Origin of the sequence: Salisediminibacterium beveridgei (genome assembly GCF_001721685.1) — a bacterium.
GTDB classification, from domain to species: domain Bacteria; phylum Bacillota; class Bacilli; order Bacillales; family Salisediminibacteriaceae; genus Salisediminibacterium; species Salisediminibacterium beveridgei.
Genome location: NZ_CP012502.1, coordinates 2,496,026 through 2,511,703 on the forward strand (window position 1 = coordinate 2,496,026; position 15,678 = coordinate 2,511,703).

At 46.4% G+C, this 15,678-nt stretch carries 18 protein-coding genes; 5 read left to right on the top strand and 13 right to left on the bottom strand.

The window, feature by feature from the left end; translation table 11 throughout:
- Positions 1–2: 2 nt before the first annotated feature.
- The 3 genes from BBEV_RS11725 to BBEV_RS11735 form a co-directional block, all read right to left on the bottom strand.
- Entirely contained in the window at positions 3–1,097 is a 1,095-nt protein-coding gene (locus BBEV_RS11725) for a hydrogenase small subunit (RefSeq protein WP_069366725.1), read from the bottom strand.
- A gap of 374 nt (positions 1,098–1,471) precedes the next feature.
- Positions 1,472–2,857: a 23S rRNA (uracil(1939)-C(5))-methyltransferase RlmD gene (gene rlmD, locus BBEV_RS11730; RefSeq protein WP_069366726.1), complete on the bottom strand. Its 1,386-nt coding sequence runs from the start codon at positions 2,855–2,857 to the stop codon at positions 1,472–1,474.
- Between the two features lie 20 nt (positions 2,858–2,877).
- Positions 2,878–3,531, bottom strand: coding sequence for a histidine phosphatase family protein (locus BBEV_RS11735; RefSeq protein ID WP_069366727.1), 654 nt, complete (start codon positions 3,529–3,531; stop codon positions 2,878–2,880).
- 244 nt (positions 3,532–3,775) lie between these two features.
- Here BBEV_RS11735 and BBEV_RS11740 point away from each other — a divergent pair, with 244 nt between their 5' ends.
- The gene (locus tag BBEV_RS11740) at positions 3,776–4,351 is read left to right on the top strand and encodes a TQO small subunit DoxD (protein ID WP_232318166.1); all 576 of its coding nucleotides are present in this window, start codon (positions 3,776–3,778) and stop codon (positions 4,349–4,351) included.
- Positions 4,352–4,445: 94 nt separating this feature from the next.
- Here BBEV_RS11740 and BBEV_RS11745 read toward each other — a convergent pair whose 3' ends face one another.
- Both BBEV_RS11745 and BBEV_RS17425 read right to left on the bottom strand, forming a co-directional pair.
- On the bottom strand, positions 4,446–5,321 hold the full coding sequence (locus BBEV_RS11745) for a hypothetical protein (protein WP_069365637.1): 876 nt from the start codon (positions 5,319–5,321) through the stop codon (positions 4,446–4,448).
- Between the two features lie 247 nt (positions 5,322–5,568).
- Positions 5,569–5,766, bottom strand: a complete 198-nt coding sequence (locus BBEV_RS17425) for an SE1561 family protein (RefSeq protein ID WP_069365638.1) — start codon at positions 5,764–5,766, stop codon at positions 5,569–5,571.
- Positions 5,767–5,883: 117 nt separating this feature from the next.
- Between BBEV_RS17425 and yfkAB the strand changes: the two genes are divergently transcribed.
- Positions 5,884–7,002, top strand: a complete 1,119-nt coding sequence (gene yfkAB, locus BBEV_RS11755; protein WP_069365639.1) for a radical SAM/CxCxxxxC motif protein YfkAB — start codon at positions 5,884–5,886, stop codon at positions 7,000–7,002.
- Here yfkAB and BBEV_RS11760 read toward each other — a convergent pair whose 3' ends face one another.
- The gene (locus tag BBEV_RS11760; RefSeq protein ID WP_069365640.1) at positions 7,003–8,346 is read right to left on the bottom strand and encodes an MATE family efflux transporter; all 1,344 of its coding nucleotides are present in this window, start codon (positions 8,344–8,346) and stop codon (positions 7,003–7,005) included.
- A gap of 102 nt (positions 8,347–8,448) precedes the next feature.
- Between BBEV_RS11760 and BBEV_RS11765 the strand changes: the two genes are divergently transcribed.
- Positions 8,449–9,654, top strand: a complete 1,206-nt coding sequence (locus tag BBEV_RS11765) for an MFS transporter (RefSeq protein WP_069365641.1) — start codon at positions 8,449–8,451, stop codon at positions 9,652–9,654.
- Positions 9,655–9,803: 149 nt separating this feature from the next.
- On the opposite strand, the gene BBEV_RS11770 is transcribed toward BBEV_RS11765, so the two are convergent.
- The 3 genes from BBEV_RS11770 to BBEV_RS11780 form a co-directional block, all read right to left on the bottom strand.
- Positions 9,804–10,595: a VLRF1 family aeRF1-type release factor gene (locus tag BBEV_RS11770; RefSeq protein ID WP_069365642.1), complete on the bottom strand. Its 792-nt coding sequence runs from the start codon at positions 10,593–10,595 to the stop codon at positions 9,804–9,806.
- A 131-nt stretch (positions 10,596–10,726) separates the two neighbouring features.
- Positions 10,727–11,104, bottom strand: a complete 378-nt coding sequence (locus BBEV_RS11775) for a hypothetical protein (RefSeq protein WP_198154994.1) — start codon at positions 11,102–11,104, stop codon at positions 10,727–10,729.
- Positions 11,105–11,202: 98 nt separating this feature from the next.
- A complete protein-coding gene (locus BBEV_RS11780; RefSeq protein ID WP_069365644.1) occupies positions 11,203–12,186 on the bottom strand; it encodes an MBL fold metallo-hydrolase in 984 nt (327 codons plus the stop codon).
- A 118-nt stretch (positions 12,187–12,304) separates the two neighbouring features.
- Here BBEV_RS11780 and BBEV_RS17180 point away from each other — a divergent pair, with 118 nt between their 5' ends.
- On the top strand, positions 12,305–12,439 hold the full coding sequence (locus BBEV_RS17180) for an FbpB family small basic protein (RefSeq protein WP_084007366.1): 135 nt from the start codon (positions 12,305–12,307) through the stop codon (positions 12,437–12,439).
- A gap of 79 nt (positions 12,440–12,518) precedes the next feature.
- Here BBEV_RS17180 and BBEV_RS11785 read toward each other — a convergent pair whose 3' ends face one another.
- The 3 genes from BBEV_RS11785 to BBEV_RS11795 all read right to left on the bottom strand — a co-directional run bounded on the left by BBEV_RS11785 (position 12,519) and on the right by BBEV_RS11795 (position 14,866).
- The gene (locus BBEV_RS11785; RefSeq protein ID WP_069365645.1) at positions 12,519–12,848 is read right to left on the bottom strand and encodes an SCP2 sterol-binding domain-containing protein; all 330 of its coding nucleotides are present in this window, start codon (positions 12,846–12,848) and stop codon (positions 12,519–12,521) included.
- Between the two features lie 127 nt (positions 12,849–12,975).
- Positions 12,976–13,734, bottom strand: coding sequence for a lysophospholipid acyltransferase family protein (locus BBEV_RS11790; RefSeq protein WP_069365646.1), 759 nt, complete (start codon positions 13,732–13,734; stop codon positions 12,976–12,978).
- A gap of 31 nt (positions 13,735–13,765) precedes the next feature.
- Entirely contained in the window at positions 13,766–14,866 is a 1,101-nt protein-coding gene (locus tag BBEV_RS11795; protein WP_069365647.1) for a 4Fe-4S dicluster domain-containing protein, read from the bottom strand.
- A gap of 156 nt (positions 14,867–15,022) precedes the next feature.
- Here BBEV_RS11795 and BBEV_RS11800 point away from each other — a divergent pair, with 156 nt between their 5' ends.
- The gene (locus tag BBEV_RS11800) at positions 15,023–15,295 is read left to right on the top strand and encodes an acylphosphatase (RefSeq protein WP_069365648.1); all 273 of its coding nucleotides are present in this window, start codon (positions 15,023–15,025) and stop codon (positions 15,293–15,295) included.
- A 75-nt stretch (positions 15,296–15,370) separates the two neighbouring features.
- Here BBEV_RS11800 and BBEV_RS11805 read toward each other — a convergent pair whose 3' ends face one another.
- A complete protein-coding gene (locus BBEV_RS11805) occupies positions 15,371–15,619 on the bottom strand; it encodes a hypothetical protein (RefSeq protein WP_069365649.1) in 249 nt (82 codons plus the stop codon).
- Between the last annotated feature and the right edge of the window lie 59 nt (positions 15,620–15,678).

Consider the following 15,678-nt stretch of genomic DNA (forward strand, 5'->3'; position numbering starts at 1 on the left):
ATTTATTCCTCCTCATTGTCGCCCTGGTCAGACGCTTGATCAGACTTTTTTGTTCTTGATTTTTGAATGGCAGTCACTGCAGCATGACCGGCAATACCTGCTGTACCCACACCAACGACTGCTGCTCCCACCGTTTCAGGATTCAATGTCGTTTGCGTTCCTGGAATACTTACCCGTCTCGTGAAGAATGGGCCGTTATCCCAGAAGTGGTTTTCACTGCAGCCGATACAAGGGTTGCCTGACTGAATCGGGTAACTGACTCCGCCGTTCCAGCGCATTTCCGCACAGGAATTATACGTCGTCGGACCAGCACAGCCCACTTTATAGAGACAATAGCCGATTTTGGCGCCTTCATCATCGAAACTTTCAACGAACAATCCTGAATCGAAATACGCCCGACGATTGCATTTATCATGCACTCTTAAATTGTAAAAGGCTTTCGGACGTCCTTGATTATCCAGTTCCGGCAGCTCATCAAATGTGAGAAAGTGGGCAATGACGCCTGTCATCACTTCTGCGATCGGCGGACAGCCCGGAACTTTGATGATCGGAGTGTTTTCGACGACTTCGTGAACCGCTTTTGCATTTGTCGGATTCGGTGAAGCTTTGGCAATGCCTCCCCATGAAGCACAGCTTCCATAGGCAATGATCGCCATTGCTCCTTCTGCTGTTTCAAGGAGTGTTTCGCGTGCGGAGTGACCGGCAACCGTCAAAAATTCATCTTCTGTAACATTTCCTTCGACAACAAGAATGTACTCACCAGGATAGTTTTCCATAACTGCTTTTCTTGCGTCTTCTACGCGTTCGCCGGATGCGGCTGACAGCAGTTCACTGTACTCCAGGGAAATCAGATCGAGAAGGACGTGGTCAGCTGCTGGATGCGCTGTACGGATGAAGGATTCCGAACATCCGGTACAATCCATCAGTTGCAGCCAGATAACCGGAATCCGTTCATGCGTTTCCAGCGCATGCGCAACACGTCCGCGATCTGAATACCCAAGTCCAACAGTTGCAGCAAGTATCGTACACATCTTCATAAAGTCTCTGCGGCTGACACCTTTGTCAAACAAATGATCATGGATGGTTCTTGATTTCACGGTGGCTTTCAATGAAACTCCCCCCTTTTAATCATGTTATAACGATTGTATAACTAAAATTCAAAATAATCTGTGACTTTTATCACCGCTAGATAAATCTGATATTTTATTACTTAAAAATACATAAACAACCTCCTTTTATTGATATTTTCTTTTGGCTGCCGCTTTTTATCTTCTGTTCGTTCGGTTATGCTGTATCAAAATCTAATGAATCTCTTGATCTGTTTTTGTAAAGAAAATGCTTGGCTTATCGCCAAGTCAACGGCGAAAACCTGAGTTGCACTTATACTTCTATCCTTTAACGAACTTGAACATTAATAGATGAAGTGTAAAAAAACTGCACCCCCGGATACTTTCCGGAGGTGCATAATTGACTAGATAAGCTCAATCACCGCGACGACTTCTGTCTGGGCCGTCTGCGGGAACATATCAACAGGTTGAAGGCTTTTCACCTTGTACCCATTTTTCATCAGATCATTGATATTCTTTGCCAGTGTCGATGGATTGCAGGATACGTAAAGAAGCTGCTTTGGCTTTACCTTGGCAATCGTCTCAAGAAGAGGCTGATCCAGACCCGAACGCGGTGGATCAACAATCACCGTATCCGCTACAAACCCCTCAGTTTGCCATTTGAGAAGCACTTCCTCTGCGGTGCCCGTTTCAAATACTGCAGAGTCTGCCCCGGCGGCTTTTGCATTGGCATTGGCATTTTCCACGGCTTGAGGCACAGTGTCCATGCCTCTCAACTCACCGATGTCGCCTGCCAGCCAAAGCCCGATGCTCCCGACGCCGCAATAGGCATCCACCACTTTTTCTTTTCCAGTGAAGTTCCCCGCTTCTTTGACTATTTCATAGAGTTTCTTTGTCTGCTGCGGATTCAACTGGAAAAACGACCGCGGTGAGAGATGATAGTCGATGTCTCCCAGTGTCTCGCGGATCGTTTCCGATCCGTGAATCAGCTTTGACTGTTCACCGAAAATCAGCGGCGTATCCTCGGTGTTGATGTTTAACGAAATGGATGTTACCTGAGGAAAACGTTCCGTTACAAGACGAACAAATTGATCTTGTTTCGGGAAGGATTTTTTTGAAATGACTAGGGTCAGCTGCCATTCATCTGTTTCAAAGGCAGTACGTACAACAACCGAGCGAACCAATCCTTTTTGCCGTTCCCGGTCATAAATGGAAAGTTTCAAATCCCGGATTATTTGCTTGACTGCCAGATTAACTTCATTCGTCAGGGGATGCTGAACGAGACATTCATCAATATCAACCAGTTCATGACTGCCCTTTGCATACAATCCGGCGATTACTTCGCCTTCCTCATTCGTCCCAACCTGCATCTGGCTTTTATTCCGGTAGTGCCATGGATCTTCCATACCGACCGTATCGAAAATCTCGACTTTGTTCATCGGAATCTTTGTGTAGCGTTCCATCGCCTGAATGACCTGATCCTTTTTGGCCTGAAGCTGTCCCGGATAGCTCACATGCTGGAGCTGACAGCCACCGCATTCATCGTACACAGGACAAGGGGGCTCCACACGGTCTTTTGAAGCTTTCCGGATCCGGACCACTTTCGCCTGCGCATGCTTTTCCCGAAGAGCAGTCACCTCTACCACAGCTTCTTCCTCCGGGATGAGACCGTCGACAAAAACAACCTGCCGTTTATAGTAGCCAATGCCTTCCCCATCTATTCCAAATCGTTTAATCGTCAATGGGAACCGCTGTCCGATCTCCATGGTAATTCCCTGTTCTTCGCTCATGCCATTTCCTCCCGGTTTCATCAGTACACCACCGTCGAAGACGTCAAATCGCCTTCAGTTTGCAGATGCTGCTGATTGTTGGTGTAGTGAATTTTCGGCGTACCGTTCGTGAAAACCACTTTTGTAATCCCTGTATTTCCGATCACGAAAGGACGGTTTGCCTTGTGCCAGCCTGATCCGATAATGAGATACATCAAATAAATGCTGATGAATCCTCCGTGGGAGACGACGGCAATATTCCCAGAAGGTAAATCAGTCAGTTTCTCGGTAAGTTTTTCACACCGGAGCGTAATCGCTTCGATGGTCTCTGTACCATCGATACCGGATGTCAACAGTGCCTCAGACTTCATCTCTGGAAATTGATCAGCCATCTGCTCACGAGTCATTCCTTCAAGTGGACCCAGTCCCACTTCCCTGACCAGCGGCTCAGAATGAACATGTAAACGGCCATTATTTTGCCGATGGCCAATCGCTTCTGCTGTAAAGCGTGCTCTTGACAGATCACTGGAGAAAATCTCGTTCAGCTTTGTTTCAACAAACCAGTCTGCAGCGAGTTTCGCCTGCATCTGTCCCAATTTTGATAACGGAAATTCCGCATGCCCCTGGATAATCCCGTGTTTATTTGCTTCAGATTGTCCATGCCTGACAAAATAAATAACCTGCTCTTCATTCATATCGATCACTCGCTTTCAACCTCTTATTCTACGGCGTAATGAAAGAAAAGTCGATACTTGGTTTTTTTAAGAGGACCAACAAGGAAAATAATTGAAAATTATTATTATTTCGGAATAAATGACGTATAACCTGTTTATAACGTGTCAATAATGGTAAAATGTGTTCAGGTGCCGCCACACATCATGAACTCTGCAACAAGACGGTGGCACCTCTCTCAATACCATTTTGAAAAGGGGTGTATTCATGGTAGAAGTGAAAGAAGGGAAGATGGGGAAAGAAATTATCGTAGGTGAGAACGCTGTATCGCGTTTTCTGTTTGTCAGCACGCGTTCCGCTGCAATCTGGCTGATATTAAGGCTTTACCTAGGCTGGCAATGGCTCACAGCCGGTTGGGGGAAAATCGGTGCAGAAGGCTGGACAGGCCCAGGTGCAGGTGGTGCCATTGAAGGCTTCATTGGTGGCGCACTGGCCAGTGCAGAGGAGGGTGAAGTTGCCGGATGGTATGCTTCGTTTCTTGAGAACGTTGTCATTGCAAACCCCGTAGTTTTTGCTTATTTAGTCGCATGGGGTGAGTTCTTTGTAGGATTGGGTCTGATCGTTGGTTTCTTAACAGGTATTGCAGCATTTTTCGGTGCTACAATGAACTTCTCCTTCCTGTTGGCAGGTACACTCAGTACAAATCCACTCATGTTCTTCATTGCGATTTTGCTGATATTGTCCTGGAAGGTTTCAGGCTGGTACGGTCTTGACCGGTGGGCGCTTCCGAAATTCGGTACGCCATGGTCAAAAAGATCTGAAGGACCACCATCCGACGAATAACATCATATTCACCAAATGGTATCCTTAGTTAATTAAAGTGTGACAAAAAGCGTCCGGATCATCAAATTGATCCGGACGCTTTATTTAGAAACGATTATTCTTCTTCACTCTCACCATCGTCTTCTGCTTCATCCTCTTCGAGGGTTGTTCCTTCCGGTGAAAACGTAGACGCCACAGCAAGACCGGCACCTGTTACCTCTGCATCACTTCCTGCAGGAAGCATCACATCTACATAGTAATATCCTTCTTCAACGATTTCATAGAATTTAAATTGCTCGTATTCCTCGCCATCTACAGATTCAGGGAAGTGACCTGGTTCAGATGCGTCGCCCTCTACATGGAAATAAAAGTGGAATGGTGTGTCATCATCGAGATGAACGGTTTCAAAGCTGTTTACATGCCCTGCGGAACCCAGAACAGAGCCTTGAAGCTCTGCGGAACGCTCCGTATCGACCTGCTGGGTCAATATCTCTTCGCCTTCATAGTTGAAACCTTCTCTCAAGGAAATATGAAGTCCTTCAAGGTCGCTCCCATCTTCTGCAGAAAGATGAACAATGCGATGCGTACCTTCTTCGTCTTCTTCCATACTCATCCCATCAGGCATTGCAATCTCTTTTCCGAATTCCGTTTCCATTAACTCGGCATCGACTTCACCGGATGTCCCATCGTACTCGTAGGACAGTACTCCGTCATCGTGGGATACGTTTTCCACAGGGTTACTGCCTGTTTCTGCTTCTTCGCCACCGTTGTCTTCGTCTTGATCATTGTTGTTCATATCATTCATGTTGTTGTCGTCGTTGTTGTTTTCATTGTCATCTTCGTTGTCCTCATTCATTTCGGCATCATTGTTATGATTCGCATCGTTCATGCCATCATTCACATTGATGTCCTCATTATTGTCACCGTTGTTACAAGCAGTCATTACTGCAATAGCTGCACCTGCCACTAATGTTCTTGAAATAATTTTCATTGCTAGTTACCTCCCTGATATGGATTCATTCTCACAGGGAGTATACCAACTTCATAGGATTTCCTAAACATTCGCATTTGTAATACAATTGTAAATTTATTATTTTACAATTTCCAAAACCCGGCACGAGCGTTTTTTGGGCGGTTTGTCAAAAACCATCAAAAATTGTGTGATGTACCTGATTAAGTAAGTCACTCCAACAGACAATCTTCCAGATCGGTATTTTCAGTGATACCTGTTGAACATCTTATTGTTCACGGTAGTGCTGACACTGTTTCTCGAGATCGTCAAGCATCAATAACAGGCGATCAATATCTTCAACTTCCGTTTTTTCAGGATCAAGTTCATCGAGCATTTCTGACAACTTTTCCATCCGATTATGGAGCTCTTCAAGCTTATTGACTTTCGGCTGATCATTCATATCATTCGCACCTCTTTTCTTCATTTGAACGACGTCTAGTTTAACAGATTTCTGTCGTTTGCAAAATACCTGAATCAATCTGTGCTATAATCCATACGATGCGTTTTTTTCAACGACTTTATCGAATGATGGTGATCTTAAATGACTCATAAAATAAGTAATACATCTGCTCAGGACCCGTGGGAGGCTTATGAAGACATCCGTATTCACGGAAAACCTGTCCTCTCAAATATAGAAATCACGACGACACACCTGTGCAATATGAGATGTGAACACTGCGCTGTCGGCTACGGCCTATTAACAAAGGACCCTGACCCACTGCCTTTAGAACTGATAATCCGCCGTCTCGATGACGTAAAACACCTGAGGGCTTTCAGTATCACCGGTGGAGAACCGATGATGAGTGTGCGGCAGGTAAAAGAATATGTCATTCCATTACTGAAGTATGCCAAGGAGCGGGGCGCAAAGACGCAGATCAACTCTAACCTGACCATGCCATTTGAGCGGTATGAATGGATTCTTCCTTACCTGGATGTCCTCCATATCTCGCACAATTACGGGAGCAAAGATGATTTTGCCGATATCGGCTTTGCTGTCATGGATCGAAAACCCGGCCTCGAACAGCGCTACACAGTTTTTGAAACGATGGTGGCCAATGCAAAAGCCCTTTCATCAAAGGGGCTCATGCTCTCTGCGGAAACAATGATCAACAATAGGACTCTGCCTCATCTCGAAAAGATCCATGATCAAATCATAGCGATGGGCTGCCAAAGACATGAGGTCCATCCAATGTACCCTGCCAGTTTCGCCGAGCATTTGCCTGTAGCTGATCTTAAGGAGATCCGCAAAGGGATACACCGTTTACTCGACTATAGGAACCCGGACACCTGGATGCTTTTCGGTACATTACCTTTTTACCCATGCAGCCAAGACGATGACGATCTCAAACTTTTACAACGGCTGAACGAGACGAAAAACGTCACCGTCCGAAACGATCCGGACGGTCGTTCAAGGCTCAATGTCAATCTTTTTGATGGCAGTATCCTTGTAACGGACTTTGCAGCAGAAGGCAAGGTCGGCAACATCCTGAACACATCTCTCGAAGAAGCTTATGACAAGTGGAAGAAAACGGCCCTGGCCAAGTCTCTGGACTGCCACTGCCCGGCAGTATCTTGCCTCGGACCGAATCTTCTTGTGAAAAATGCTTATTACCCGGATGTTGATTTTCTTCAAAGGAAAAACCGGATCACTTATGACTGATTATTTCTCTTCGAGTACTTTAATGTCTCGCCAGTTTCCGAGTTTATAGTAACCGATCGCAATCAGGCTGCTTAATAAAAGACTTGCGGCCATCCCCATACCGATGCCCACTTCACCATAGAGTGTCGCAAAAAGCCAGGTCAGCGGGAAGCGGAGAATCCAAAAGGAGATCACGTTCAGGACAAAGACCTGAAACATGCCGCCTGCGGCCCGGATGACACCATTCAAGACGAAATTGATACCTAAAAATGGATAGAAAAGGGCCACCGTTCTGACATACCGTTCACCAAAAGCGATGGTGTCCGGATCGTCCACAAACATCCTGATTAAGAAACCAGCGTTTAAAAACACCAGCGTACAGATGGTCACGGATACCACAGCAATCAGGATCAGTCCGCTTCTGGTGATCTCACCGACCCGGTCCCATTTACCGGCACCAATGTTCTGTCCGGCCATGGCATTCAAGGCAGAACCCAGTGTCAGTGCCGGAAGCATCACCAGACTGTCGAGACGCTGGGCAGCGCCAAAGCCTGCCACTGTAGATTCTCCGAAGGACGTGACCACTGTCATGATCGCCAGTACACCTGCGGAAATGACCACCATGGACATTCCTGATGGCAAACCGAGTTTGAATATTTTTTTCATTAGTGCGGTTTCAGGCAATCTGGGCATTGTAAACGGGACGCCTGCGCGCCTGATCGAGAAGATCAGACCGTAGGTGAAGGCTGATCCCTGGCTGACGATCGTGGCAATTCCAGCCCCGGCGATGCCCCAGTCGAATACATAAATGAACAATGGATCAAGCACGGAATTCAATAAGAGCGCCATGGCGACGAAGCGTACCGGGGTTTTACTGTCACCCAAAGACCGGAGCACTGTCGCAATGAAGTTGTAGCCGAATAAAAACAGGACCCCTGCAAAATTAATCCGCAAATACAATGCAGCCATCGGCAGAATCTCTTCCGGCGTCCCCATCCATCCGAGAATGGTTTCGCTGAGAAAAAAACCGATGATCCCTACCAGAAGGGTCAAAAGCCCAAGGGTAACGACAAAAGCATTCAAGGCTTTTGCCAGTCCTTTATCATCTTTGGCGCCTTTATATTGTGATAGAATCGTAAGGGCTGATGTATTTAAACCGATGATAAATGACAGAATCGTAAACACCACAACACCGGAAATTGAAATGGCTCCCAGGGCGCTGGCACCAAGGAGATTCCCGACCCAGAGGGAGTCCACCAGCTGATAGGATGTTTGTAAGACATTCGTCAGAAATATCGGTGACGAAAACAGGATCATTTTTTTCATGATGCTGCCTTCTGTGAAATCATACGATTTCGCCTGCATAGCTGCTTCCTCATTTCACTGTAATCTGCGTTCATTTTACGCTTTTACAGCTGATGCGTCATGTCAAAAGACTTCAACCGTTAACAGTCAGGAGAATGTCCAATGTCCACACTTAGTCATCAAGAGGAAAATTCACCCGTTTACCGGTATTGGGTTCTGGTCGGCATGGTTTCCATTGCCGGCTTCAGCCAGGGGATGCTGTTGCCTGTCCTTTCCGTCATGCTCGAAGGTACAGGCATTTCCTCTTCGGCAAATGGCTTCAATGCCGCTGCTCTCTACATCGGGATCATTTTGATCTCCCCCTTTATCGAAGCGCCGGTGAGAAAACACGGATATAAACCTGTCATCATCACCGGGCTCGTCATCGTGTTTATCTCGCTGATGCTCTTTCCCGTCTGGCAAACGTTCTGGTTCTGGTTTATCTTGCGAATCATCGTCGGGATTGCCGATAACCTGATTCATTTTTCCACACAGGTCTGGATTTCCACCACGAGCCCAAAAGAAGTCAGGGGCAGGCAGCTGGCGATTTATGGCCTCGCCTTCGGTCTTGGCTTCGGGATAGGTCCGATGATGACCAGGCTTTTGACCTTCAGCGAATACTTGCCCTTTATCATCGCCAGTGCTGCCAGTCTCGTTGCGCTGTTGTTTATGATTCGTCTTCGAAATGAATACCCGGCAAGTGATTTCGAGACGGCTTCAAAGCTCGGCACACTCATTCGTTACCGGAAAGTTCTCTCCATGGCATGGTTCGCTCTGCTACCGGGGTTTGCCTACGGGTATATGGAAGCTTCCCTTCACGGGAATTATCCGGTATACGCGATGCGGATGGGCATGGATTTATCGTTCGTCACATTGTTCCTCTTACCTGGATTTGTGTTCGGCAGCCTGATCACTCAGCTGCCACTCGGCATGCTCAGTGACCGCCTGGGACGGAGTAAGGTGCTGATGGGGATTATGGGGATCGGCAGCGTCTTGTTTTACAGCATGACCTTCGTCGAGGAGAGTCAGTGGCTCTTATTCACGCTCTTTGCAGCGTCTGGAATGCTGCTGGGATCTTCTTTTTCTCTTGGCATTGCGTACCTGGCAGATCTCGTACCCGCTAATCTGTTGCCCACCGGGAACGTGATGACAGCAGTCCTGTTTGCTGTGGGGAGTATGACGGGCCCTGTTGTCGGAGGTTTTCTGATCGAAGTCATTGGTGAGGGGGCTGTGTATTATTCCATCAGTCTGATGCTGTTGACGATGTTCACAGCAGGGATTGTTTTTCATATGCGGATGCCGGTGAAAACAGAGCAGGCAGCTTCATAAAGAAAACTTGGCTTCTCGCCAAGCTTAAATGGCGAAAGCCTTCGTTTCACTTATACGTCAATCCTTTAGCGAACGTAAACATTCTTATGATGTATAAAAACAAAGAACCCGGAGCGTTGTGAAATGACAACGTCCGGGTTTTGCTTTGTTTATTTATATAATTCTTTAATCACATCATATGGCTTCGAAGAGTTCAGATTCTTGTGCATCACGCCCGTCGGTTTTGTCTTCATGGTCCCGGTATAAATCTTGACGGTTTCTGCCTCACCGATCACATACACCTGATCCCAGTTGCGGTCGCGCCTGAAATTCTCCACCCGTTCATTCATGTCTTTATAAAATCTGGACAGGTTCTCTTTGAATCGCTGCTGGAATTTATCAACGTGGGTAGCACCTGATGCCATACGGTCCGATGACGCCATGCCATCTGAGAGAACCCATTCTTCTTTCCCTGAATCAAACTCATACGATTTCACTTCATGAAGCTCTCCAAGCGACGTATCGATAATCTTGACCTCATCCATGTTGGGCAGGATGATCCCGGTTCTTGGATATTCACGCTGAATGTCCTCCAAAGGTTCGAGTACCGGTCTGTTTTCCCAATGAAAGCTTGTATTTACCGGTACTTGAAGGTAATGCACGCTGAAGAGATCCGCCGCGTCGGATGCAAAGATGACAACACTTCTCAGCAAGTCCGTGCGGTTATTTTGAATTTCTTTATCGACTTTTTTACTGAGTTTGTTAAAACTCTTCAATTCTGTTTCGTTGTTCGCTGCTTCAAGATATTCGCGAATTCGTTTGATCCCATTTTTTAAATGAATTTGCCATTCACCTTTTTGCTGGTCCTGATCGGAGCGGTCTGTATTGAGATAGACGGAAAATACTGCATCATGTTCGAACTCTAAAGCTTTTAATTCCTCTAGTTCGTTTCTTAGTGCCATGTGAATACCTCCTGTAAATTACAATCTATTCTTACTATTTCCATAACTCCTCCAGCGGTAAACATCAATTCGTGAGATCCATTGGAATTGAAACGAAAGAGCTATTCCTGCTCTTAGGAATAGCTCCGATATCATTGTTCTTCTTTAGTTTCTTCGAGCAACTCACGTTCATTTGCCCGGGTCTCAAGCTTGTTTTTGACGACTTTGACCTCATCAAAAGCATCCTGCACGGTTTCGAGCAGGTCAAACAGATGGCCTTTCATGTTCTGCGAGCTTTCTGAGATCTGTTCAAAATCTTTTGTTGCCGCTTCAACAATCGCCTGTACTTTCTCTGCAGAAGACGATAACTGTTCCACTACATCATCGCGATTGTTACTGATTACCTGTACCCAGTGCTTTGTCGTGTCCACTGAGTGAACCACCTTCTCGCGCGCCTTCGGATTCGACGCCACGTAGGCTCCCCCGGCTACAGCAGTCAACACCGAACCGGCAACTACCCATTTCTTCATGCTCATTCCCTCGACAACTCCCTTCAAATCTGTTGTGATCGCTTCCTGTTTATTCTATCAAGAAACACGCCGATGTGAAAGAAGATTCACAAAATTGCTCAATCCTTCTGAGGAACAGCATAGCGCCAGATGTCTTCCTCACTGACAGAAAGCTCAAGACGGGATTCAAGGAGATCCAGATGCCCCAACGTCTCAGAGAAGGTTAATCCCGGCTGCCGATCGTACAGTCCTTTATACATTTTCCGGGTCACCCCCACAGCCGTCATCACTTCCTGACCGATCAATGATTTCAAATACGCTGCTTTTTGATCCTGTTCATACAGCCGTTTCTGAATCAGTGCTGCCGGTTCGAGCACTGGTTCCCCGTGACCGGAATAGACCTTACTCGCACTCAGACATTTCTTCATCGCCTCGCGGTATTGAAGCAGCGTGCGTGGACGTTCACCTCCGGGTTCATGGGGCGGTTCAAGGAGCGCATTCGACGAGATATGCCGGATCAGATGGTCCCCGGCTACCATGACCTGATCATTGTCGCGCATCAGTGACAAATGAGTCTGAGCATGACCGAGGGTTTCCATGACGTGCCAGCCAGGTAAACCATCCAGCCTGTCCCCATCATGAAGGGGAACATTCAACGGTGCGACCTCGGCATATGTCATGTATTTCAGGTTCTGATTGACGATTGCTGAAGCACTCGCTTCATCCATCCCGTGCCGCTTATAGAAATGGTCAAGATACGCAATGCGCTGCTTCAGAAAGTCCGGATGATGGGCAGGATCAAGCCATGGAATCAGCCGATGATGCCCTGCGACTTTCGTAGATTCCGCCACTTCGGCAGTTAAGCCGATATGATCCGGATGATGATGCGTCAAAAGAAGATAATCCAGGTCCTTGAACGATACACCATACTTTCGCAGGCCGGCCTTCAGCTGCTCTCTGGCTTCTGCGGTTTTCGGTCCAGTGTCCACCAGTATCAACGCATCTGAAAAGATCAAATAGACATTCACCGGTCCGACCTGGAACGGTGTATCAATGGTGATTTCTTTGATTTGATTTTGATGATCGTGCCATAGTTCTGTCATTGGCAAAGGCTCCTAGTCAAAATGTTCGCAAAATTGTAAAGGTTTTCACGACCACAGCCCTTTACTTTTTGCCATACTGAAGATATAGAAAAAATCCATCTTGGAGAGGTGATTGACGATGAGAAAACGAATCCAAAAAAGCTTCGAAGAACTGGTTCAGGAAAATGTTCAGGAAATCATGTCCAGCGAGACAGCAATGTACGAAATCGATGAAAAAATCGATGAACGATACGAAACTGCAGATCCTGAGTAATGTCCGGTTTATTTATTCAGCAAGATGAAAGTAAAAGGCTGAAAGGCGTTGAGCCATCAGCCTTTTTGATGTGCTCTCCTTACTGATATTTCTGAATTAATCCGTGGAATTTCAGTGCATGAGACAAGTCGCCCTGCACCTTCAATTTCCCACCCATGTAGGCCATGGTTGGATTCAAATCATCCTTGGCAAGTTTTTCGAAATTCTTATCGGACATCTCCAGTGTCAATCTCGGCTCCCATTTTTCTCCTTCTGTATACTCCGCCTCATCCCGTTCAATTTTCAATTGATACACGCCACTCTCGTCGCCAGTCAAATTAAATTGATACACATAGTCCAATCCGCTGAGATGTTCCGGGTTGTGATTCATTTTCTCCGTTAAGCTGGCCATTGTTTCTTTCACGCTCATTTGTACCCCACCTTTATGATTGAATGTTCATTCATTAACAGTATACCGAAAATCACGTTATATCACTACCCCTTTAATTTGTTTTAACTGATGTTTTCATTTTCGTTATGAAACAAAGGCACCTGTCTCAGGCGCCTTCGTTTTGATCATTTTCCTGCCTATGTTTTGATTCCCTGAAGTTCGTGATGATTCTGTTTCTGGTCGTCTCCGCAAGTTCACCCATGGAGACCTTCTCCGTCTGATGCACACGGATCGGTTCTCCGAATGTAATCGTGGCTTCTCCGGGACAGACTTTGTTCTGATTGGCCTCAAACATGCGGTACGTGCCTTCGATGGAAACCGGAATGATCGGCACCCCGGATTTCATCGCCAGTTTGAAGCTGCCTGTTTTAAATTCCTGTATCGGTTTTCCCTTTCCGCGGGTTCCTTCCGGGAAAATCACAAGACTGCGTCCGTTTGCCAGAGTCTCTGCTCCTTCATTGATGGATTTCACTGCCTGGCGACGGTCGGCCCGGTCGAGAAATACACAATCGAGATGCTTCATCCATCTGCTGATCAGAGGAATTCTCCGGACTTCGACTTTGGATATAAAACCTGTCTTGCGGTTGGTATGTCCAAGAATAACCGGTATATCGAAATTTCCCTGATGATTACTGACAAACAAAACCGGTTCATCTGCCGGGATATTCGCTTCCCCATATACAGTGATTTTCCCTCCAGCCAGACGGATCAGTCTTCTGGCCCAGTTACTTGCCATCCCATGAATATAGGCATCATAGTCTTCTTTGCTGCCGGTTTTCTCCAGCCGTTTCGCTTTCAGTAAGAATGGGGAGATAAAAAGCAAATATAAAAAGAAATAGATAAACCAAATCAATGTTCGAACCATTACGCGTCCACTCCATTATCAACAGTATCGTTTACCAGCTATCCAATAAGGATGCCCTTTTCTTCTTTGTATGTTCACAGTCGTCACAGATGTCTCGTTGAACAGGTTTTTTACCGTTGCAGGACGGGCATGCATCCATCTGTCGTTCGGCAAGAGTGACCTCGCCGAGGTAGTCATGAATGGACGACGCCGGTTCACGGACAATCTGATCACTGAGCTGTTCACAAATATCACAGTTCACACAGTCCCGTCCATTAAACAACAGCCGGTCGCCCGAGTCATCAGACGTCTGTTTCAAAGCACCCGTCGGACAAATGGCGGCAAGGTGATGCCAAAAGTCCAATTCCCCCTCCACAGTAATCCGTGCACCATTCAGTAAAGGGGCAACCGCCTCCATCACTTCATCACCAAACTGCGACTTCTTACGCTCCAGATAAACCATGGCATATTTTCTCTTTTGCGGCGGCTGGATTTTTTCCTTGAGACTCTTGGGTTCGTAAAATGAATCGATCAGAAGATTGCCGATGGACTGTTTGGTCGTATTGGATGTCATTTGAAAGAGTTCACGACGGTTATAGCTTCGCTTTTTGCCGCGGATTTGTTTCGGATCCGTCTGAATTTTGACTTGTTCTGTAAACGAATAAGCTGACCATTCCCTGACCCACTGCAGACCTTCATCCGGATCGAAATTGTATTCACAGGAGGCGCATTTCTTCGGATTGCAAAGAATCTCCTGTTCTTTCTCATGCAGTTCCCCCGCCATCAGATACTCTGGCGTTAACAGGGACAGGCACGGTAATTCAATCTGTTCCCCACTGCCGGTGGCCTGCTTGCGGCACGTATAAGTGACCACATCTCTTTGGGTGATCCTTTGTTCATACTTCTGCATCATTTCGGATTCATAATATATGGCATCTGTTGGACATTCATGCATGCAAAAATGACAGTCGTTACAGGTATTGCTGTCGTAAACGACCTTGCCTTCTTCGCTGATGGTAATGGCGTCACTCGGGCATGTATCCACGCATATCGTACATGCATTCCATTTATAACGTGAGCGCAGGCATGTATCATGTGATATTCGAATGGATGCCTGATCTTTCACACGTTTGAAGAGAAATTTCTCCAGCATTGTTGTTCACCTCTCGATGTTCTGATCCTGATGCTTCGTTCTTCTCCATTTTACATCACATTGATTCATATAGGGGTGTTTTCACAAATTTTTCGAATCTTGCATGCGTAGTCACGGTTCAGAATGGGTATTGGACTATGGAAAGAGGTGATTGACGTGAAACGATACCATGCAATCGTATCAGGACGCGTTCAAGGCGTCGGATTCCGGTTTCAAGCGCAAATGAACGCGCAAACGCATGATTTAACGGGCTGGGTACGAAACAAGTCCAACGGGGATGTGGAGTTGGAAATTCAGGGTGATCCAAAGAACATTGAGACTTTTTTTGAAAGTTTGCACACCCTTCGCTTCCCTGCGAAAATCAAACATATCGAACAAAATGAAAAAGAACCGCTCCCCCATGAAAAGAAATTTGTGATTTACCATTAACCAAGTCCGTCACAATGCAAAACGAGCTGAATCCTCAACGGGTTCAGCTCGTTTGATTGACCATCCGGGTTTCTTTCAGTCGCAGGCAGGATTACGCGGGATTTTCGTAATGGAGATATCATTGATCATTCTTGTGCTCCGCTTGATAATGCATACATAGTTGACAGTCCAGATAAATGCAGGAACTTCGTCATCCTCATGCTCGAACAACATGGCGTCGTACTCGTCCCCTACAAGTTTTTCAAACACGTCCTGCGTGTAATTCTCCGTATCTGTTTGAAAATCCCGCCATTCACATACCGGTTGTTTCGTCATTGTTTCCATCACTATCACTCCCCTTTGTTACATCCATAGTAACATGAAATCTGCCGAAATTGTTTGTG